This window comes from Variovorax frigidus, assembly GCF_051216515.1.
Lineage (GTDB): Bacteria > Pseudomonadota > Gammaproteobacteria > Burkholderiales > Burkholderiaceae_C > Variovorax.
In genome coordinates this window covers 501,356-522,010 of sequence record NZ_JBPJZF010000005.1, presented here as the reverse complement: position 1 = coordinate 522,010, position 20,655 = coordinate 501,356, and the positions used below count along the sequence as shown (strand labels likewise).

Sequence of the window (20,655 nt, the reverse complement as noted above, 5' to 3'; positions counted from 1 at the left end):
CTCCGTCTCTTTTTTTCTACCGGAGGCTCAAGCCACCTCGAACAACGCTGCGGCGCCCATGCCGCCGCCCACGCACATCGTGGTCACCACGTACCTCACGCCGCGGCGCTTGCCCTCGATCAGCGCATGACCCGCCACGCGCGCGCCGGTCATGCCGTAGGGGTGGCCGATCGAGATGCCGCCGCCGTTCACGTTGTATTTCTCGGGATCGATGCCCAGGTGGTCGCGGCAGTACAGCACCTGGCAGGCGAAGGCCTCGTTGAGCTCCCAGAGGCCGATGTCGTCGACCGTGAGCCCGTGCTGCTTGAGCAGCTTGGGGATCGCGTAGACCGGCCCGATGCCCATTTCTTCGGGCGCGCAGCCGACCACCGACATGCCGCGGTAGATGCCCAGCGGCGCCAGGCCGCGGCGCTCGGCCAGGCCGCGCTCCATCACCACGCAGGCCGAGGCGCCGTCGGAGAGCTGGCTGGCGTTGCCCGCGGTCACCACGCCGCCCTCGATCACGGGCTTGAGCGACAGCAGGCCTTCGAGCGTGGTCTCGGGGCGGTTGCCCTCGTCGCGTTCGAGCGTGACTTCGCGGTACGACACCTCCTTGGTCGCCTTGTCGACCACCGCCATGGTGGTGGTGAAGGGCACGATCTCAGCATCGAAGCGGCCGGCCGCCTGCGCCGCCGCCGTGCGCTGCTGCGAGGCGAGCGAATAGCGGTCCTGCGCCTCGCGCGAGATGCCGTACTTCTTCGCCACGAACTCGGCCGTCTGCAGCATCGGCATATAGGCGTTGGGGGCGTGCGCGATCACGCGCGGGTCCTTCTCCTTCGCCACCCAGGCCATGTAGGCCTCCTGCACCGCGGAGATGTTGTCGTGGCCGCCCGCGATCACGACGTCCATGCCGTCGACCATCACCTGCTTGGCCGCGGTGGCGATCGCCATCAGGCCCGAGGCACACTGACGGTCCATGGTCTGGCCCGACACCGTGGCGGGCAGCCCGGCCGCGAGCACCGCGTTGCGTGCGAGGTTCATGCCGGCCGTGCCACCGGTCAGCACGCAGCCGATGACGGCATCCTCGATCTCGGCGCCGTCGACCTTGGCACGCTGCACCGCGTGCGAGATGGCGTGGGCCAGCATCGACGGCGATCGGGTGTGGTTCAGCGCGCCTTTGTAGGCACGGCCGATGCCGGTACGCGCGGTGGAAACGATGACGGCTTCTCTCATGGAATTCTTTCGGTGGTGTCGAGTGGGTACGAAAACAGAGGGCCGCTCAGGCGCGCCAGTCGGACAGGCGCCGGCCGTCGCGCGCCAGCGAAGCCAGCAGCGGCGACACGGTCCAGTAGCCGAAGGCGTTGCCGCGCGTGCGGCCGTGGTGCGCGAGCCGGTCGACGATGGCCGCCAGGCCGATGCGGTCGGCCATCCACAGCGGACCGCCCTGGTGGTCGGGGAAGCCGTAGCCCGCGGTCCAGACGATGTCGATGTCGCCGGGCCGGTAGGCGATGCCCTCCTCCAGGATCTTCGCGCCCTCGTTGACCAGCGGGTAGAACAGCCGTTCGACGATTTCCTCGGCGCCGATGTCCGTGCGCCGCGCGATGCCGTGGGCGGCGGCCATCTCCGCCGCGATGCGTGCGGTCTCGGGGTCTTCCACGGGCTTGCGGCCGTCGTAGCGGTAGTAGCCGGCACCGGTCTTCTGGCCGAAGCGGCCCAGCTCGAACATCCGGCGCACCACCGCGCGGTAGCTGTCGTCGGGCGGCAGGCCGCCGGCCTTGCCGTATTCGATGACCGTCTTCGCGCCCACGTCGATGCCGGCCATGTCGAGCATGCGGCACGGCCCCATTGCCATCCCCAGCGCCTCGACCGCGCCATCGATCCCCGACGGGCTCGCGCCTTCCATCATCAGGAATTCGGCCTCGCGCATGTAGACCTCGGCCATCCGGTTGCCGATGAAGCCGTAGCAGATGCCCGACACCACCGCCACCTTGCCGATGGTGCGGGCCAGCTGCATCACGGTGGCCAGCACCTCGGGCGCGGTCTTCTCGCCGCGCACCACCTCGAGCAGGCGCATCACGTTGGCCGGGCTGAAGAAGTGCATGCCGACCACATCGGCCGGCCGGCCCGTGGCCGCGGCCAGCACGTCGACGTCGAGCGTCGAGGTGTTGGTCGCGATGATGGCGCCGGGCCTGCAGACCTGGCCCAGCCGCGCGCAGACCTGCTTCTTCAGGTCCATGTTCTCGAACACCGCCTCGATCACCAGGTCGCAGTCGCCCAGCGCCGCGTCGTCGAGCGTGCCGCGCAGCAGCGCCATGCGTTGCGCAACCTGCGCGCTCGTGAGCCGGCCCTTGGCGGCGCTGGCCTCGTAGTTGCCGCGGATCAGGCCCAGGCCGCGATCGAGCGCGGCCTGCGTGGCCTCGACCAGCACGGTCGGAATGCCGGCGTTGGCGAAGTTCATCGCAATGCCGCCGCCCATGGTGCCCGCGCCCAGGATGCCGACGGTGCGCACCGGGCGCAACGCGACGCCGCGGGCCAGGCCCGGGATCTTCGCGGCCTGGCGCTCGGCGAAGAACAGATGGCGCATGGCCTGCGACTCGCGCGAGACGCGCAATTCCTCGAACAGCCGCGCCTCGGCCGCCTCGCCTTCGGCGAAGGGCAGCGTGGCCGCGGCCTGCACCGCCAGCACGATGTTGCGCGCCGAGGGATGGAAGGGTTTGCGTTTCGCAGCCTCCTGGAGCGCCTGGTCGAAGAAGTCCGCGGGCAGCCCTTCGTCGGGCACGGCGCGCTCGCTCGTGCGGCGCGGGCCGGCGCCCTTGGCCAGCAGCTGCTGCACGAAGGCCAGGCCAACCGCGAGCGGCGCGCCCTCGCGCACCTCGTCGACGATGCCCGCGGCGCGGGCGGCTTCGGCGCCGATGCTGCGACCCGAGGCGATCAGGTCGAGCGCGAGCTTCACGCCCGCGAGACGCGGCAGCCGCTGCGTGCCCAGCGAGCCCGGCAGGATCCCGAGCTTGACCTCGGGCAGCCCGACCTTGGTGGTGGGCAGGGCTACGCGCCAGTGGCAGGCCAGCGCCAGCTCGAGCCCGCCGCCGAGCACAGTGCCGTGCAGCGCCGCAGCCACCGGACGGTCGAGCGCCTCGATGCGCGCGAGCGTGCCGTTGAACAGCGTGGCGGAGAAATTCGGGTCGTCGAAGGAATGGATGTCGCCACCGGCGACGAAGGTGCGGCCGCTGCTGTGCAGCAGCAGCGCCTTGTAGGAACGGTCGGCCTCGAAGGCCGCCACGGCGGCCGCGAGACCCGCCACCACGGCGGGCGACAGCGCATTGACCGGCGGGTTCGAAATGGTCAGCACCGCGGTGTCGCCGTGCCGTTCGAGAGAGACGAGTTCAGTCATGGAAAAGACGCTGCGAAGCGCACGGCGAAGTCATCGGGGAAGGCTAGCAAAGGGGTATTCACGTCTCTTGCGTCAAGTCGCTGAACGGGTCGGGATCGACCCGGGCCGCACCAGCAGCTTGATCTGCGTGGTAGGCCGGCGCAGCGCCTCGAAGGCGGCCGGCAGCTCGGCCAGGCTCACCGTATCGGTCACCATCGGCGCCGGATCGATGCTGCCGGCGTCCAGCAGATCGAGCACGCGGCGCCAGTCGGGCTTGCCGTAGCCCATCACGAACCGCAGGCTGATCTCCTTGGCCATGGCGCGCTGCGGCAGCACCCGGTCTTCGGTCGGGCACACGCCGACCACCACCACGCGGCCGCGCGGCTTCGACAGGTCCACGCACTGCTGGATGAGCCCGGCGGCGCCCACGCACTCGAAGATCACGTCGGGCATGCCGCCGGTGGCCCGGGCAAAGGCTTCGCCCACGTCGCCCGCCGCGGGGTCGATGGCGGCGGTCGCGCCGAAGCGGGCCGCAATCTCGCGCCGGCCGGGCGCGAACTCGCTGACCACCACATGCGTGGCACCGGCCTGGCGCGAGAAGGCACTGACCGCCAGCCCGATCGGGCCGCCGCCGATCACCAGCACGCGGTCGGCCAGCCCCACCTTCCCGGACTGCACCGCGTGCAGCCCGACCGCCAGCGGCTCGATCAGCGCGCCCTCGCGGTCGCCCACCGCGTCAGGCAGCCGCAGCGCCTGGCCCACCGGCACCTTGACGTACTCCGCCAGGCCACCGGGCCGGCTCGGGCTGAAACCGGTGAGCCGGTTGTGCGGGCAGGTCATGCCGAGCCCGTCGCGGCATTCGCGGTGGCCCTCGGCCGTGCAGCTGCCGCAGGCATTGTTGGGCAGCGCGGTCACGCGCTCGCCCGGCTTCCAGTCCGCCGCCCCGCTCTCGACGATCTCGCCGGCGAACTCGTGGCCCAGCACCGTGCCGCTCCTGACCGTGAACAGGCCCGGATGCGTGGCATGCAGATCGGAGCCGCAGACCCCGCAATGGAAGACCCGCAGCACCAGTTCGCCGGGACCGGCCTGGGGCAAGGGCACGTCCTCGATGGACAGGAGCCGATCGACGCCGCGGAAGACGGCTGCTTTCATGGTGGATGGCATGGCCTTGGATTCGCGTGGAAGCCGCACCGTGGCGGCGTTGCGCGAAGGCTAGTGGCACGGCCAGGGGTTGACTTGCGCGCACTCGCTGACGTGCTGGCGGCACCGGCGCGCCGAGATGCGACGGGCAGCGATTGGACGCAAGACGCCGCGGAAAGCAGGTTCTAGCCTGCGTTGCGCGGATCGACAGCCGACCCGCCAGGAGATCGGCCATGGAGTTGAGAGACAAGGTCGTCGTCGTCACCGGCGGCGCCAGCGGCATCGGGCTGGCGATGGGCCGGCGTTTCGTCGCCGAAGGCGCGCGCGCCGTGGTCCTGGCCGATCGTGACGGCGAGCGCGCGCGGATGGAGGCAGCCCGCATGGGCGGCCATGCGGCGGCGCTCGACGTGAGCGCCGAGGGCGCGATCGAAGCGCTGGTCGATGCGGTCGAGGTGCAGCACGGCCCGATCGACCTGTTCTGCTCGAACGCCGGCATCACCGCCGTCGGCGGACCGGAACTGCCCGACGCCGACTGGCAGCGCGTGATGGATGTCAACCTCATGGCGCACGTACGCGCCGCCCGTGCGCTGCTGCCGCGCATGCTGGCGCGCGGCAGCGGTTATTTCCTGCAGACTGCTTCGGCGGCCGGATTGCTGTCGCAGTTCGATGCGCCCTACGCGGTCAGCAAGCATGCGGCGGTGGCGTTCGCGGAGTGGCTGTCGATCACCTATGGCGATCGCGGCATCCGCGTGAGCTGCCTGTGCCCGGGCGCGGTCGACACGCCGCTGCTGCAGGCCGAATCGGACGTTCGCCGCGTGCTGGCGCAAGGCCTGATCGATGCCGACGCGGTGGCGGCCACCGTGGTCGAGGCGCTCGCGCAGGAGCGCTTCCTGATCCTCACGCACGGCTTCGTCCAGGAACAGCTGCGCCGCAAGGTGGAAGACCCGGAACGCTGGCTGCGGGGCATGCGGCGCTTGCACGGCCAGGCAGGCTGAGCAGCGGCCACTTCGCTCAGGCCGCGCGCTCTTCGTACATCGCATCAATCAGCGCCGCATACTTGCGGTTGACCAGAGAGCGCTTGAGCTTCATGGTCGGCGTGAGCTCCTCGTCTTCGGCGCTCAGCTGGTTCTCGAGCAGGCGGAACTGCTTGATCTGCTCGACCCGCGCGAAATGCCGGTTGACCTTCTCGACCTCCTCGGCGATCAGGCTCACGACCTCGTGGCTGCGCGTCAATGAACGGTAGTCGGAGAAAGCCACCGAGCGCTCCTGCGCCCATTGCTCGACGTTGTCCTGGTCGATCATCACCAGGCAGCTCAGGTAGGCACGCTTGTCGCCAATGACCACCGCATCGGTCACGTAGGGGCTGAACTTGAGCTGGTTCTCCCACTCCGAAGGCGTGACGTTCTTGCCGCCCGCCGTGATGATGATGTCCTTCATCCGGTCGGTGATGTAGAAGTAGCCGTCGTCGTCCATGCGCCCCACGTCACCGGTGCGCAGCCAGCCGTCCTCGAAGGCCTCGGCCGTCTTCTCCGGCAGGTTGAGGTAGCCCATGAAGACCTGGCCGCCGCGCACCTGCAGCTCGCCCTGCGCAGACAGCCGGACCTCCGAGCCCGGCAGCGGCACGCCGATGCTGCCCGGGCGGCTGCGGCCCCGCGGGTTGCAGGTGGCGGCGCCGGTCAGCTCGGTCATGCCCCAGAGCTCGTTGAGTTCGATGCCCAGGGCCCCGTACCAGCGGATCAGGTCGGCCGAGATCGGTGCGGCGCCGGTGATGGCCAGCTCCACGCGGCCCAGGCCCAGGAGGCCGCGCACATTGTCCAGCACCAGCTTGCGTGCCAGCCAGTGGCGTGCGCGCAGCAGCGCCGGCACGGGCTCGCGCTTCTCTTTGTGACGCCCCACGCGTTCGCCCACCGCGAGCGCGCGCCGGTAGGCCCATTGCTCGAGCCGCGTGGCCTCGCGCATCGCGGTCGACACGCTCGAATAGAGCTTCTCCCAGATGCGCGGCACGGCCATGAACACGTCGGGCTGGATCTCGCGGATGTTGTCGAAGATGGTCTCGGGGTCCTCGACGAAGTTCAGCGTCTGGCCGGCCAGCAGCGCGTAGTACTCGCCGAAGATGCGCTCGGACACGTGGCACAGCGGCAGGAAGGCGGCCCGCTCGCGCAACGAGGTGCGCGGCAGGAAGGCTTCGAGCGTGCGGCTCGCGGCCATCACGTTGGCATGCGAGATCATCGCGCCCTTGGGGCGTCCGGTGGTGCCCGAGGTGTAGACCAGCACCGCCAGGTCGGCCGGTCCGCGGCTGGCGATGCGCTCGTCGATCAGCGCGGGCTGTGCGGCCTTGTGGACCCGGCCCAGTTCGCGCAGCGCCTCGAGCGACATCACGCGTGCGTCGTCGAGCCGCGCCAGCCCTTCCATGTCGAACACCACCACATGGCGCACGGCCGGCAGCCGCGCCTCGACCTCGAGGAACTTGTCGAGCTGCTCCTCGTTCTCCACCACCAGCAGCGTGGAGCCCGAGTCCCGGCACAGGTACTCGACCTGCGATGCCGCATCGGTGGGATAGATGCCGTTGACCACCGCGCCGGCCGTGAGGCCGGCCAGGTCCATCCACAGCCACTCGCGGCAGGTGTTCGAGAGCACAGACAGCACGTCGCCCGGACGCAGTCCCAGCGCGGCCAGGCCGCGGGCCAGCTCGTCGACGATCAGGCCCACCTCCGCATAGCTGTAGGCGCGCCAGATGCCGAGCTCCTTCTGCCGCAGCATCACCGCGTCGCCGCGCGTGCGCACCGCGTGGCGGAACAGCCGCGGCACGGTGTCGATGTCCGCCGGAACGGGCACGAAGGAAGGAGGTGTGGCCATGTCGTGTTTCCTGGGGGTCCGGGAGGCGGCGCGTTCAGCGCCAGGTCTTCTTCTTTTTCCAGCGCCGCTCGCCGCGCACGCCGTCGTCCTTGGCGCCGAGGTAGAACTCCTTGATGTCGTCCTTCTCGCGCAGCGCGCTGCAGCGGTCTTCCATCACGATGCGGCCGTTCTCCAGCACGTAGCCGAAGTCTGCGGCGTTGAGCGCCATGTTGGCGTTCTGCTCGACCAGCAGGATGGTGGTGCCGCGCTCGCGGTTGATGCGCACGATGATCTCGAAGATCTCCTTGGTCAGCCGCGGGCTCAGGCCCAGGCTGGGCTCGTCGAGCAGGATCAGCTCGGGCTCGGCCATGAGCGCGCGCGAGATCGCGAGCATCTGCTGCTGGCCACCCGAAAGCAGCCCTGCGTCCTGCGCGGCACGCTCGCGCAGGATCGGGAAGTAGCCGTACACGCCTTCGATGTCGCGTGCCACGCCGTCGCGGTCCTTGCGTGTGAAGGCGCCCATCATCAGGTTGTCGCGCACCGACAGCAGCGGGAACACCTCGCGGCCCTCGGGCACCTGGCTCAGGCCGGCGCGCACGATGGCGGCCGGGTCCTGGCCGGTGATGTCGGCACCCTTGAATTCCACGCTGCCCTTGACCGGATCGAGCACGCCAGAGATGGTTTTCAGGATGGTGCTCTTGCCGGCGCCGTTGGAGCCCAGCACGGTCGCGATCTCGCCGCGCCGCACGCGCAGGCTCACGCCGCGGATCGCCTTGATCGGGCCATAGGAGCTCTCCAGGTTGGACAGCTTGAGCACCACGTCGGCGGTCGCGGGGTCTGCGACGATCAGCGCGCTCATGCGACCTCCCTTCGCAGGCTCGACACATCGTCGATCGTGCCGAGGTAGGCCTCGATCACGCCGGGGTGCGCCTGCACCTCGGCCGGCGTGCCTAGCGCCAGCACCTCGCCCTGATTCATCGCCAGCACGCGATCCGACACGCGCGACACCAGCGTCATGTCGTGCTCGACCATCAGCACGGTGATGCCCAGCTCGCGCTGGATGTCCTGGATCCACCACGCCATGTCCTCGGTCTCCTCGGCGTTGAGGCCCGACGAAGGCTCGTCGAGCAGCAGCAGCTTGGGGGCACTGCACAGCGCACGCGCGAGCTCGACCACCTTGCGCACGCCGTAGGGCAATCCGGCCACGCGCTGGTCGCGGTAGCGCATCAGGCGCAGCAGCTCGATCACCTCCTCCGCCTTGCGGCGCGCGGCGATCTCGTTGCGGCGCGCGGCCGGCGCGAACACCAGGTCGCTCCAGAACCCCGAGCGCCGGTGCGTGTGGAAGCCGATCAGCAGGTTCTGCAGCACGGTCGCGTGCTCGAAGAGCTCGATGTTCTGGAAGGTGCGCGCGATGCCCAGCGCCGCGATGCCGTGCGCCGGCGTGCGGTCGATCGGCCGGCCGTCGAAGGCCAGCGTGCCGGTGGTCGGCAGGTAGATGCGGCTGATCAGGTTGAACACCGTGGTCTTGCCCGCGCCGTTGGGACCGATCAAGGTGAAGACCTCGCCCTTGCGCACGTCGAAGCTGACCTGGTTGACGGCCAGCACACCGCCGAAGCGCACGCTCAGGTCCCTGGCCGACAAAAGAATTTCCGTCATCCAGCTGCTCCCATGAACGCAAGGCGGTAGATCGGCGTGCGTCCCGGTCGCGAGCGCCCGCGGAACCGGCTTTGCCGGGCCGCTGGGTGCGCCCCCTTGAGGGGGAAGACGGCGACACGAAGTGCGCAAGGAACGGGGGTGGGCTTCACCGGACTCGCTCCGATTTCTGGAAGGTTTTCTGGCGGCGGAACATGCCGCGACGGTAGGTCGGGAACAGCTCCAGGTAGGTCCGCAGCTTGACCCAGCGGCCGTACAGGCCGGTCGGCTCGAACAGCACGAAGCCCATGAGCACGATGCCGAACACCACCGCCTGCAGCCCCGCGGCCTGGCCGATCGCGGGCGGCAGCCAGTCCTTGAACAACGCGATGGCCTGCGGCATCGTGATCAGGAAGATGGCACCGAAGAACGCACCGTGCACCGACCCCAGCCCGCCCACGACCACCAGCAGCAGCAGGTCGATCGACTGCGCGATGCCGAACTGCTCGGGCGAGATGAAGCGCAGCTTGTGCGCGTACAGCGCACCCGCCACACCCACGATGGCCGCCGACAGTGCGAAGGACAGGGTCTTGTAGCGCGCCAGATGGATGCCCATGCTCTGCGCCGAGATCTCGGAGTCGCGGATCGCAATGAAGGCCCGGCCGGTCGAGCTGCGCAACAGGTTCATCACCGCCAGCGTCACGAGCAGGCACACCACCAGCACCACCAGGTAGAAGGCCGGCGCGCTGCTGGCCGTCCAGCCGAACATCGCGGGCGCCTTCACCGACAGGCCCGCGTTGCCGCCCGTGACGTGCTCCCAGCGCGCCATCACCTCCTCGACGATGAAGCCGAAGGCCAGCGTCGCCACCGCGAGGTAGATGCCCTTGACGCGCAGCGCCGGCAACCCGACCACCACGCCCACCGCCGCCGAAAGCCCGGCCGATGCCGCCAGCGCCACGGGGAAGGACCAGCCCTGCCCCGTGAGCACGGCCTGCGTGTAGGCGCCCACGCCCAGGAAGGCCGCGTGCCCGATCGACACCAGGCCGGTGTAGCCCGCGAGCACCATCAGGCCCAGCCCGGCGATCGCGTAGATCAGCACGAAGGTGAGCTGCGAAGTCCAGTAGGTGCCGACGATCCAAGGTGCGGCCACCAGCGCCACAAGCAGCAGGCCGTACCAGAACACCTGGCCGCTGTGCTGCGCGAGGCGATAGTCCTGGCGGTAGCTGGTTCTGAAGATGAATCTCATACTTTCTTCCGCTGCTTCTCGCCGAACAATCCGCTGGGCTTGACCACCAGCATCAGCAGCACCACCACATACGCCGCCACGTCCTTGAAGCCCTCGGGCAAATAGAAGCCCGCGAGCGCCTCGACGATGCCGATGATCAGCCCGCCCACCACCGCGCCCGGCAGGCTGCCGAAGCCCCCGACCACCGCGGCCGGGAAGGCCTTCAGCCCGATGAAGCCCATGTTCACGTGCACGAAGGTGATGGGCGCGAGCAGCAGTCCGGCCACCGTGGCCACCGCCGCCGACAGGCCCCACACCATGCCGTTGAGGCGTCGCACCGGGATGCCCATGTAGTAGGCGGCCAGCTGGTTCTGCGAGGCCGCCTGCATGGCCACGCCGAGCTTGGTGTACTTGAACATCAGGAACAGGGCCAGGCACAGCGCGAGCGTGATGCCGATCACCGCGCCCTGCTCCGCGCTCAGCACCAGCGTGCCGAGCTTCCAGACCTGGCCGCGGTAGGGCACGTCGAGCACGTGCGTGTCGGTGCCGATGCCCGGCAGCATGGTGACCAGGCCGCGCGTGATGTAGCCCAGGCCGATGGTCAGCATCACCACGGTGAACTGCGGCTGGCCCAGGATGGGCCGGATCACCGCGCGCTCGAGCAGCATGCCGAAGCCCGCCATGCCCGCGACGCTGACCAGTGCGGCCCACAGGAACGGCAGCTTGAACCAAAGCATCAGCAGGTAGCCGGTGCAGGCGCCGAGCATCATCAGCTCGCCCTGCGCGAAGTTGACGGTCTCGGTCGCCTTGTAGATCAGCACGAAGCCGAGCGCGATCAGCGCATAGATGCAGCCGAGCGCGGCGCCGGAGATCAACAGCTGTAGGAATTCCAAGACGGGTCCTCGTGGCGTCGGCCGCTCAGGGCTGCAGGTAGTCGGTGATCGGCACCCAGCGGCCGTTGGCCAGCCTGGAGATGCGCACCGCTTCGGAGCCCAGGCGCTTGGTCTTGGAGAAGCTCATGGTGTCGAAGCCCAGCTTGTCGCGCGGGAAGGTCGAGGTCTCCATGGCTTGCACGAAACGCTGGGTCGTGAGGTCGGGGCCGACCTTCTCGAGCGTCTTGATGGTCCAGTCCATCGCGCCGTAGCCGAACACCGCGTACTGGCCCGGGTCCTCGTTGTACTTGGCCTTGTAGGCGGCAAACCAGTCGCGCAGCTCCTTCGAGGCATCGTCGGCATAGGGCTGCGAACTCGCATGCGAGGACAGGAAGCCTTCGGTCACCGGCCCGCCGAGCTTGGGCACCAGGTGCGAATACGAGGCCGAGGTGCCGATGAAGTCGGGTGCGAAGCCGACCTTCTTCGCCTCGTTGAGCGTACCGATGGTCTCGCGCAGCGTGGTGCCCATCACCACCGTGTCGCAGCCGGCGCTCCTGAGCCGCGCCACCTGCGACGAGAAGTCGGTCGCGCCGCGCTTGTAGGTGGTCTTCTCGAGCACCTTCCTCTTCAGCTCCCCGAGCTGTGACTCGACGCCCTTCATGAGCTCGGTGCCCAGCTCGTCGTCCTGCATCAGCGAGCACCATTTGCGGTCGTCGCGGGTCTTGGTCAGGGCCTTCACGATCACGCGGCCCTGCTGGTAGTAGGGCACGGCGAACGCGAAGGCCAGCGGGTTCGGCGGGTCGTAGAGGCCGCGCGCGGACGCGAGCGGAAACGCATGGATCACGCCGCCCTCGGTGAAGATCGGCATGGTGGTCAGCGCCAGCGCGGTGCCGATGTTCGCGACCGTGACGAAAATCTTGTCGTTCTGCACCAGCTTCTGCGCGGCCAGCACGGCCTTCTTGGTGTCGTAGCTCGAGTCCTCGACGATCAGGCGGATCTTTCGGCCCGCGGTGCCGCCGGCCGCATTGAACTCCTCGATGCGCATGTTCATGCCATTGACGGTCTCCTTGCCGAAGGCCGCGATCGGGCCCGACAGGTCCTGGATGGTGCCGACCAGCACCTCGGTCCTGCTCACGCCCTGCGTGGCCTGGGCGCTCGCGGCCCCGGGGACTGCCGCGGCCGCTGCCACCAGGCATGCGACCGCGACGCCGGCACGTTTCGTGTTCATCTCGCAAACTCCTCGGACTTCGGCGATCGGGAGCGATCGGCCACCCGTGCAGTCTTGCCGCCCCCCCGCGTGCGGTCTTGTGCCGAGTCGCTGGCCTGCCCGCGTCCTGGGGAAAGTCCCAAGGGCCGTTCACGCGAGGACCTCGGCGATGCCGACGCGGCGACAAAGCACAAGACCTGCACGCCGCGCCGCCACAGAATCGGCACCCGACGCATGCCGTACGCGCCGTCCGGCGCCCGCGTCTCGAACCCCTCGGAAGCACAAGGACAACCCCATGCCCGTCCCCTTGCCCTTCGACGCCCTGCCCGGCTGGCGCCGCGTGCCCACCAACGGCATCCTCATGGCCACCAGCGTGGTGCCGCCCACCGACGCGGCGCGGCCCACGGTGCTGCTGCTGCACGGCTTTCCGGAGCTCGCCTTCTCCTGGCGCCACCAGGTCCGCGCGTTGGCGGCGGCGGGCTATGGCGTGATCGCACCGGACCTGCGCGGCTACGGAGAAACGGGCCCGCAAGGTTCGCTCGACAGCTACCGCATGCAGAACCTGGCGCTCGACATGACCGGGCTGCTCGATGCGCTGGGCATCGAGCGCGCAGTGGTGGTGGGCCACGACTTCGGCGGCGCGCTCGCCTGGACGCTGGCACGCGACCATGCGTCGCGCGTGCTCGGCATCGCCTCGCTGAACACGCCCTACACGCGCCGCACCGAAGCCGACCTGGTCCAGACCATGCGGACGGCCCGCGGGCCGGAGCACTACATGGTCACGTTCCAGCAGCCGGGTGTCGGCGAGGCCCTGCTGGTGCAGGATGTGGAGGCGACCTTCCGCGGCCTGATGCGGCGGCCGGCCGTCACCCTGGCGCAGTTCGCGCAGCTCCCGGCGCGCATCCAGGCCCTGCCGGCCACGATGTTCACCGGCGAGCCCGAGGTCATGGGCGCGCCGCTGCTCGATGCCGACGCGCTGCGCGTCTTCACGCAGGCCTACGAGCGCACCGGTTTCGAAGGCGCGCTGAACTGGTATCGCAACCTGCACCGCAACTGGCTGGACACGGCCACGACACCGGATCACATCGGCGTACCGGCCTTGATGGTCAGTGCCGCGGACGACTTCTTCCTGCCGCCCGCCACCACGCGCGGCATGGAGCGCATCGTGCCCGACCTCGAGCGCCACACGCTGGCCGACTGCGGCCACTGGACGCAGCAGGAACGGCCCGACGCGGTGAATGCTTTGCTGCTCGACTGGCTCGCGCGGCGCACGAGGCGCTGAACGGCCCCGCCTGCCGCACCGGTTCAGGATTCGCCGCGTCCCAGGGCCGTGCTCAGCATGATCTTGCCCGTCGCCTTGCGGTCGGCCACCACCCGCAGCGCCTGCGCAGCCTGCTCCAGCGGGTAGCGCGCGGTGATCGCCGGTCGGATGCGTCCCTGCGCGAGCCAGCCCACGAGCTCGTCCATGAAGGCCTGGTAGCGCACCGGCTCGGCCTGGGCGAAGCCACCGTAGAACACGCCCACGATCGAGCAGCCCTTGAGCAGCACCAGGTTCAGCGCGGGCCGGGGGATCTCGCCCGCGGTGAAGCCGATCACCAGGTAGCGCCCGCGCCAGGCCATGCTGCGCAGCGCGGGCTCGGTGTAGCTGCCGCCCACCGGGTCGTAGACCACGTCGACGCCGCGCCCGCCGGTCAGCGCCTTGAGGCGCTCGCGCAGGTCTTCGCGCGTGTAGTTGATGGTCTCGTCGGCGCCGTGCGCCTTGCACAGCGCGAGCTTCTCGTCGGTCGAGGCCGCAGCGATCACGCGCGCGCCCATGAGCTTGCCCAGCTCGACGGCGGAGATCCCGGTGCCGCCGGCCGCGCCCAGCACCAGCAGCGTCTCGCCGGGCTGGAGGGCCGCACGGTCCTTGAGTGCGTAGTGCGAGGTGCCGTAGGTGATCACCAGTGCGGCCGCGGCTTCCATGTCGATGCCCGTGGGCAGCGGCACCAGCTTCTCGGGCCTGGTGCGCACCTCTTCCGCGTAGCCGCCCCAGCCGCAGACCGCGATCACGCGGTCGCCCGGCGCGAAGCCCTGCACGCCCTCGCCCACCTGCTTGACCGTGCCCGCCACCTCGCCGCCCGGCGAGAAGGGCAGCGCGGGTTTGAACTGGTAGCGGTTCTCGATGATCAGCGTGTCGGGAAAGTTGACCGCGCTGGCGTGCACGCTGACGATCACCTCGCCCGGTCCGGCCTGCAGGGGCGCGACCTCTTCCACCACCAGCGACTCGGGCGGACCATGGCGTTTGGCGAGAACGGCTTTCATGTTTTTTCCTTCAAAGCATTGAAATGGACATGCCGCCGTCGACCACCAGGCCCGCGCCGGTGGTGAAGGCGCCCGACGCGGCGCTGAGGTAGAGCACCGCGTAGCCGATCTCCTCGGGCCGGCCGACGCGGCGCACCGGCGTCTTCTGCAGGATGCGCTCGCGCGCCTCGCCGTCGAAAGCCTCGGCCAGCCTGGTCTCGATCACGCCGGGCAGCACGGTGTTGGCGCGGATGCCGAAAGGCCCGTACTCGAGCGCGAAGGCGCGGCTCATGCCGATCAGCGCGGTCTTGAGCGTGCCGTAGAGGCCGAGCATCTTCTCCGGGTGCAGCGCCGAGACCGAGGAGATGTTCACGATGCTGCCGCCGCCGCGCGGCTTCATCAGTTTGACCGCCTCGCTCGACAGGAACCAGTAGCCGCGCAGGTTCACGTCGACGGTCTTGGCGAACAGGCCGGCGTCGATGTCCTCGATGGTGCGCCAGGGGCTGAGCACCGCGTTGTTCACCAGGATGTCGAGGCCGCCGTGCACGGCCTGCAGGTGCGCGCCCATCGACGCAATGTCTTCCATGCGCCCGATGTGGCAGGCGCGGGCCTCGGCCTTCAGGCCTTCGTCGCGCAGCGCCTGGGCCACGCGCTCGCAGTCGTCGAGCTTGCGGCTGCTGATCACCACGTGCGCGCCGGCCTGCGCCAGCACGCGCGCGGTCGCGGCGCCGATGCCTTGGGACGAGCCGGTGACCAGGGCGACCTTGCCGCTCAGGTCGAAGGGATGGTTGACGGTCATTGGCTTGTCTCCACGGGTCTGTCGGGCCCCGCGCCGGGGTCGAGGATGTCCAGTCCGGCCAGCACGAACACGTCCATCGTGTCGCCGAAGGCCAGCGCGCTCTCGGCCACGGCCGTGCCCAGCGCAGCCCGGCGGCGCAGGCCCGCGGACATGGCCGCCTGCCGGAACATCGCGAAGGCCTTGTAGAAGCGCAGGTCGGTGGCCGGGTCCATGCGCATCGCGTGCAGGTAGCGCGCGGCCAGTTCGTCCTGCGTGGGCAGGCGCTCCGCCGCGCGGTCGACGCCGCGCAGGCCGGGCAGCAGGTAGCCGGGCGGCAGCTCCTGCACGCCCAGGAACTGCCCCAGGTCGGCGAGCGGATGCCCCAGCGTCGACAGCTCCCAGTCGAGCACCGCGATCACGCGGCTGCCGCTGGCGTCGAACATCAGGTTGTCGAGCCGCGAATCGCCGTGCAGCAGCACCACCGGATGGTCCTCGCGCGGCACCAGCGCCTCGAGCCGCGCGATCAGCGCGTCCATCGGAGCCGAGCCCTCGGGCATGGCGGCGCGGTACTGCTGCGTCCAGCGGTGCAGCTGGCGTTCGAAATAGTTGCCCGTGCGGCCGAAGTCGCGCAGGCCCAGCGCATCGAGGTCGACACGATGGATCGCCACCAGGCTGTCGATGGCCGCGTCGTACACCGCGCGGCGCCGCGCCGGCGGCACCTCGGGCAGGCCGACGTGGCGGTGCACCACGCCCTCGACGAAGTCCATCAGGTAGAACTGCACGCCCACCACGTCGAGGTCGTTGCACAGCACGCGCAGCTGCGGCACCGGCACCGCGCTGCGCCGCAGCGCCGTGAGGATGCGCGCCTCGCGGTCCAGCGCGTGCGCAGACTTCAGCAGCTGGCCCGCGGGTTGCGTGCGCAGGATGTAGCGCCCGCTGTCGGCCTGCACGCGCCAGATCGGGTTCGAGTTGCCGCCGACGAAACGCTCGGCGCTGCGCAGCCCGTGGAAGCCCGGCGCCTGCGCCTCGAGATAGCGGCCGAGCCGCGCCAGGTCGAGCGGCGGCGCACTGACGACCGGCGCCGTCACGCCGTGGCGTGCGCAGCGCTGCGCTTGAGAAGTTCCTTTCCGATCGCCGACAGGTGCACCTGGTCGGGACCGTCGCCGATGCGGATGAAGCGCGCATAGACATAGGCACGCGGCAGGAAGGTGTCCTGCGACACGCCCGCGCCGCCGAAGACCTGGATCGCGCGATCGATCACGCGCGCCGCCATGCTGGGCACCACGATCTTGGCCGCCGCGATCAGGTCCTTGGCCGCCTTGTTGCCCTCGCGGTCCATCTTGTCGGCCGCACGCAGCGTGAGCAGCCGCGCCTGTTCGATCTCGCAGAAGGAATGCGCGATGTCCTCGCGCACCGAGCCCTGCTCGCCCAGCGCCCGGCCGAAGGCCACGCGCGTGTTGGCACGCTCGCACATCATCTCCAGCGCGCGCTGCGCGCAGCCGATCAACCGCATGCAGTGATGGATGCGGCCCGGGCCGAGCCGGCCCTGCGCGATCTCGAAGCCGCGGCCTTCGCCCAGCAGCATGTTCGATGCCGGCACGCGCACGTTGTCGTAGACGATCTCCGGGTGGCCCACGGGCGCATCGTCGTAGCCGAAGGCCGTGATGTCGCGCACGATGCGCACGCCGGGCGTGTTCTTGGGCACCAGGATCATCGACTGCTGCCGGTGGCGGTCGGCGTGGTCGGGGTCGGTCTTGCCCATCACGATGAGCAGTGCGCACTCCTCGTTGAGCGCGCCCGAGGTGAACCATTTTCGACCGTTGATCACGTAGTCGCCGCCGTCGCGGCGAATCTCGCACTGGATGTTGGTCGCGTCGCTCGACGCCACAGCCGGCTCGGTCATCGAGAAGGCCGAGCGGATGGTGCCCGCCATCAGCGGCGCGAGCCAGCGCTCCTTCTGCGCGGGCGTGCCGTAGTGCGACAGCACCTCCATGTTGCCGGTGTCGGGTGCCGAGCAGTTGAAGACCTCGGGCGCCCAGAGCACGCGGCCCATGATCTCCTTGACCGGCGCGTAGTCGAGGTTGCTCAGGCCGCCCTTGGCCGAGGAGAGGAACAGGTTCCACAGGCCCTGCGCCCGCGCCAGCGCCTTGAGCTCCTGCAGCACGGCCGGCGTGCGGTAGGGGTGGTCGCTGGCCTGCACCTGCTGGTAGTAGAGATGTTCGACCGGATAGACGTGCGCCTCCATGAAATCGCGCACGCGCTGCTGCAGTTGCAGCGAGGTGTCGGAATGCTTGAAGTCCATCGTGTCTCCGGTCCTGGTGATGTCAGGCCTGCCGCACCAGTGCGACAGCCAGTTCGTAGGCACCGCTCGGGTGCGCCACGTGGGCATAGGGTGGCTTGGGCCAGGCCCAGGCGGTGGACGGGAACAGCGCGCGCATCGCATGGATGTCGCAGTGGTAGGGCGGCCCGCTGACCACGCCGTCGCCGGCCGAGGCCTCGCGCTTCTGCATGAACAGCGCGAGCAGCCGGCCGCCCGGTCGGATCCAGGCCGCGAGCTGCGCCGCATAGGCGCTCCAGTGGTCGGGGTGCAGCGCGCACAGACAGGTCTGCTCGTAGACCGCATCGACCGGCACCGGTGGCCGCCACTGCAGCACGTCGGCCTGCGCCACCTCGGCCGCGAGGCCGTGCGCCGCGAGCAGCGCCCGCGTGCGTTCCACGGCCGCCTCCACATAGTCGAGGCCGACCGCGTCCATGCCCGCGGCCGCCAGCGCCGCGACCTCCCAGCCGCTGCCGCAGCCCGGCACCACCACGCGCTGGCCGGGCGCGACGGCGCCGCTGTCGAGCCAGCGCTGCAGTTGCGGGCCCGCCGCGCCGCGGTCCCAGGGCGTGCTGCCCGTCTCGAAGCGCTGCTGCCAGAACGCAGGGGTGGGGCCGGCCATGTTCAACCCTTCGCGGCGGCAGCGGCGTCGGACTCGCGCAGCTTGGCCTTGAGCACCTTGCCGGTCGGATTGCGCGGCAGCGCCTCGACCAACCGCAGTTCCTTGGGCAGCTTGTAGCGCGCGAGTCGTGCCTGAGCGAATTCGCGCAGGCCCTCGAGCGTGACGGTCCTGCCGGGCCTGGGCGCGATCACCGCGACCACGCGCTCGCCCCATTGCGCATCGGGCGCGCCGATCACGGCCGCCTCGGCAACGTCGGGGTGGTCGTAGAGCACGCTCTCGACCTCGGCCGGATAGATGTTCTCGCCGCCGCTGATCACCATGTCCTTGAGCCGGTCGCAGACGAACAGGAAGCCCTCGGCATCGCGGTAGCCCACGTCGCCGCTGCGGAACCAGCCGTCGGCGGTGAAGGCCGCGGCGTTGGCCTCGGGCCGGTTCCAGTAGCCGGACATCACGTTGCCGCCGCGCACGCAGATCTCGCCGGTGGCGCCGGGCGCGGTGACCTCGTCGCCCATCACGTCGATGAGTTTGATCTCGGTCAGGAGCGGCGGCGTGCCGCTCGAGCCCAGCTTGTCGCCCGAGCGGTCGGGATGCAGGAAGGTGATCATCGAGGCGGTCTCGGTCATGCCGTAGCCCTGGTGCACCGGGATGCCGCGCGCGCCGTAGAGCCGCAGCAGCGGCTCGGGCATGGGCGCACCGCCCACCGACACCAGCCGCAGCGAGGACAGGTTCGCAGCCTCGAAGCCGGCGTGCTGGCTGATGAACAGCAGCATGGCCGGCACGGCGAAGGTCACGCTCACGCGATGTGTCGCCACCGCGTCGAGCACCGCCTGCGGATCGAAGCCGCGCTGCAGCACCAGATGGCCGCCGGCCAGCAGCGTGGTCATGCTGCCGCACAGCAGGCCGCCGACGTGGAACATCGGCGCGAAGTTCAGCGTGACGTCGGTCGAGACCATGTCCCAGAGGAACATCTCGTTGAGGTTGTTGGTCCAGAAGTTGCCGTGCGTGAGCATCGCGCCCTTGGGATGGCCGGTGGTGCCCGAGGTGTACATGATCACCGCCACGTCCTCGGCGCGCACCGGCACGGCGGCCGGCGCCGGCGGCGCGTCGGCCAGCAGCGCGGCGGCCGGCTCCCAGCCCGGCGCGCCCGCGCCGCGGTGGATGTAGCGGCTGCAGGCCAGCGTGCCGCGCACCGGGTCGATCACCGCGATGTGCTCCTCGCCCACCACCAGCGTGTGCACGCCCGCGTCGTTGATCACGAAGCACAGTTCCGTGCCGCTGAGCCGGAAGTTGAGCGGCACGCAGATCGCGCCGAGCCGCGCGGTGGCGAACAGCACCACGACGAACATCGGGTCGTTGAGACCCAGGTAGCCGACGCGCGCGCCCGTATCCACACCGCCCGCGGCCAGCACCGCCGACATGCGCTCGATGCGGTCGACCAGTTCGCCGTAGGTCCAGTGCACGTCCTCGCAGCTCAGCGCCGGATGGTGCGGCGCACGGGCCGCGCGCCGGCTCAACCAGTCGGCCAGGCCGACCGCATGGGCGCCGCGGTCGGTCGGCGCCGGGGCCTTCAGCGTCCGGTCCATACCGGCTTCCGTTTCTCGTTGAACGAAGCCAGGCCTTCGCGCGCGTCCTCGGTCATCGCGAGCAGCGCGATCTGGCTCTCGGTGTAGGCGATGCCTTCGTCGAAGGACATCGCGGCCATGGCGCGCATCGCGTACTTGCCGCGGCGCAGCGCCGTGGGCGACTTGCCGGCGAGGCGGTCGACCAGCCATTGCGTCTTGGCATCGAGTTCCTCGGCCGGCACGGCGTAGTTGAGCAGGCCGGCCTCCCTGGCCTCGGCCGCGCCGAAGGGCTCGCCCGTGAGGCACCACTCGCGCAGCGTGCGGCGCGGCACGATGTCCTGCAGCAGGCTCAGCACCTGCATCGGGAACAGGCCGATCTTGACCTCGGGCAGGCCGAACTGCACATGGTCGGCCGCGACCGCCATGTCGGTCATGCACAGCAGGCCCACGCCGCCGGCCATGCAGACGCCGTTGATGCGCGCGATGCTGGGCAACGTGGCGTTCTGCACCTCGCGCAGCATGTCGGCGTAGTCGATGTTGGGCTGCGACAGGTCGAACGCGAAGCCCGCGCCCGGCTGCAGGTCGCCGCCCGCGCAGAAGGCCTTCTCGCCCGCGGCAGTAAGCACGATCACGCGCACCTCGGGGTCGGCATGGGCGCGGCGCCAGCCGTCGCGGATGCCGGCCACCACGTCCTTGTTGATCGCGTTGCGCTTGTCGGGCCGGTTGATCGTGACCCACATCGCGTGGCCGCGCTTCTCCACCCGCACCGCGGGTTCGTTCGTCTCGCTCATCTTGTCTCGCTCCTTGTTCCCGGGGCGCCGGCCGTGCGCCCTGTG

At 69.9% G+C, this 20,655-nt stretch carries 18 protein-coding genes; 2 read left to right on the top strand and 16 right to left on the bottom strand.

Translation table 11 applies throughout. From position 1 onward, the window contains the following. Positions 1 to 27 precede the first annotated feature (27 nt). From ACSFBC_RS17805 to ACSFBC_RS17795, 3 genes are all read right to left on the bottom strand, one after another. Positions 28 to 1,212, bottom strand: a complete 1,185-nt coding sequence (locus ACSFBC_RS17805; protein ID WP_435511670.1) for an acetyl-CoA C-acyltransferase — start codon at positions 1,210 to 1,212, stop codon at positions 28 to 30. 46 nt (positions 1,213 to 1,258) lie between these two features. Continuing rightward, positions 1,259 to 3,370, bottom strand: a complete 2,112-nt coding sequence (locus ACSFBC_RS17800; protein ID WP_435511669.1) for a 3-hydroxyacyl-CoA dehydrogenase NAD-binding domain-containing protein — start codon at positions 3,368 to 3,370, stop codon at positions 1,259 to 1,261. Positions 3,371 to 3,442: 72 nt separating this feature from the next. Next, positions 3,443 to 4,501 carry a zinc-binding dehydrogenase gene (locus ACSFBC_RS17795; RefSeq protein ID WP_435511668.1) on the bottom strand — a complete coding sequence of 353 codons (1,059 nt, stop codon included), beginning with the start codon at positions 4,499 to 4,501 and terminating at the stop codon, positions 3,443 to 3,445. Between the two features lie 221 nt (positions 4,502 to 4,722). On the opposite strand from ACSFBC_RS17795, the gene ACSFBC_RS17790 reads away from it, so the two are divergent. Then, entirely contained in the window at positions 4,723 to 5,484 is a 762-nt protein-coding gene (locus ACSFBC_RS17790; RefSeq protein WP_435511667.1) for an SDR family oxidoreductase, read from the top strand. Positions 5,485 to 5,500: 16 nt separating this feature from the next. Here the strand turns inward: ACSFBC_RS17790 and ACSFBC_RS17785 are convergent, their stop codons facing one another. From ACSFBC_RS17785 to ACSFBC_RS17760, 6 genes are all read right to left on the bottom strand, one after another. Beyond that, a complete protein-coding gene (locus ACSFBC_RS17785; RefSeq protein ID WP_435511666.1) occupies positions 5,501 to 7,345 on the bottom strand; it encodes an AMP-dependent synthetase/ligase in 1,845 nt (614 codons plus the stop codon). Positions 7,346 to 7,379: 34 nt separating this feature from the next. Then, positions 7,380 to 8,183 carry an ABC transporter ATP-binding protein gene (locus tag ACSFBC_RS17780; protein WP_435511665.1) on the bottom strand — a complete coding sequence of 268 codons (804 nt, stop codon included), beginning with the start codon at positions 8,181 to 8,183 and terminating at the stop codon, positions 7,380 to 7,382. Next, a complete protein-coding gene (locus tag ACSFBC_RS17775; RefSeq protein WP_435511664.1) occupies positions 8,180 to 8,980 on the bottom strand; it encodes an ABC transporter ATP-binding protein in 801 nt (266 codons plus the stop codon). The genes ACSFBC_RS17780 and ACSFBC_RS17775 overlap by 4 nt, the downstream gene beginning before the upstream one ends. A 145-nt stretch (positions 8,981 to 9,125) precedes the next feature. After that, entirely contained in the window at positions 9,126 to 10,202 is a 1,077-nt protein-coding gene (locus tag ACSFBC_RS17770) for a branched-chain amino acid ABC transporter permease (RefSeq protein ID WP_435511663.1), read from the bottom strand. Then, positions 10,199 to 11,074 carry a branched-chain amino acid ABC transporter permease gene (locus ACSFBC_RS17765; RefSeq protein ID WP_435511662.1) on the bottom strand — a complete coding sequence of 292 codons (876 nt, stop codon included), beginning with the start codon at positions 11,072 to 11,074 and terminating at the stop codon, positions 10,199 to 10,201. Before ACSFBC_RS17765 ends, ACSFBC_RS17770 begins: the two co-directional genes overlap by 4 nt. Positions 11,075 to 11,099: 25 nt before the next feature. Further along, positions 11,100 to 12,281 (bottom strand): ABC transporter substrate-binding protein, encoded by a 1,182-nt coding sequence (locus ACSFBC_RS17760; RefSeq protein WP_435511661.1) that lies wholly within the window; start codon positions 12,279 to 12,281, stop codon positions 11,100 to 11,102. Between the two features lie 274 nt (positions 12,282 to 12,555). Here ACSFBC_RS17760 and ACSFBC_RS17755 point away from each other — a divergent pair, with 274 nt between their 5' ends. Beyond that, on the top strand, positions 12,556 to 13,542 hold the full coding sequence (locus ACSFBC_RS17755; RefSeq protein ID WP_435511660.1) for an alpha/beta fold hydrolase: 987 nt from the start codon (positions 12,556 to 12,558) through the stop codon (positions 13,540 to 13,542). A gap of 23 nt (positions 13,543 to 13,565) precedes the next feature. Here the strand turns inward: ACSFBC_RS17755 and ACSFBC_RS17750 are convergent, their stop codons facing one another. From ACSFBC_RS17750 to ACSFBC_RS17720, 7 genes are read right to left on the bottom strand one after another with little or no spacing between them, the layout of a single operon-like run. Further along, positions 13,566 to 14,561, bottom strand: a complete 996-nt coding sequence (locus ACSFBC_RS17750) for an NADPH:quinone oxidoreductase family protein (RefSeq protein ID WP_435511659.1) — start codon at positions 14,559 to 14,561, stop codon at positions 13,566 to 13,568. A 10-nt stretch (positions 14,562 to 14,571) separates the two neighbouring features. Continuing rightward, on the bottom strand, positions 14,572 to 15,339 hold the full coding sequence (locus ACSFBC_RS17745; protein WP_435511658.1) for a glucose 1-dehydrogenase: 768 nt from the start codon (positions 15,337 to 15,339) through the stop codon (positions 14,572 to 14,574). Beyond that, on the bottom strand, positions 15,336 to 16,406 hold the full coding sequence (locus ACSFBC_RS17740; RefSeq protein WP_435511657.1) for a phosphotransferase family protein: 1,071 nt from the start codon (positions 16,404 to 16,406) through the stop codon (positions 15,336 to 15,338). Before ACSFBC_RS17740 ends, ACSFBC_RS17745 begins: the two co-directional genes overlap by 4 nt. Next, positions 16,403 to 17,620 (bottom strand): acyl-CoA dehydrogenase family protein, encoded by a 1,218-nt coding sequence (locus ACSFBC_RS17735; protein ID WP_435511656.1) that lies wholly within the window; start codon positions 17,618 to 17,620, stop codon positions 16,403 to 16,405. Before ACSFBC_RS17735 ends, ACSFBC_RS17740 begins: the two co-directional genes overlap by 4 nt. A 22-nt stretch (positions 17,621 to 17,642) precedes the next feature. Then, on the bottom strand, positions 17,643 to 18,257 hold the full coding sequence (locus ACSFBC_RS17730) for a methyltransferase domain-containing protein (RefSeq protein WP_435511655.1): 615 nt from the start codon (positions 18,255 to 18,257) through the stop codon (positions 17,643 to 17,645). A 2-nt stretch (positions 18,258 to 18,259) separates the two neighbouring features. After that, positions 18,260 to 19,840: an acyl-CoA synthetase gene (locus ACSFBC_RS17725; RefSeq protein WP_435511654.1), complete on the bottom strand. Its 1,581-nt coding sequence runs from the start codon at positions 19,838 to 19,840 to the stop codon at positions 18,260 to 18,262. Continuing rightward, positions 19,825 to 20,610, bottom strand: a complete 786-nt coding sequence (locus ACSFBC_RS17720) for an enoyl-CoA hydratase/isomerase family protein (protein WP_435511653.1) — start codon at positions 20,608 to 20,610, stop codon at positions 19,825 to 19,827. Before ACSFBC_RS17720 ends, ACSFBC_RS17725 begins: the two co-directional genes overlap by 16 nt. Positions 20,611 to 20,655 lie beyond the last annotated feature (45 nt).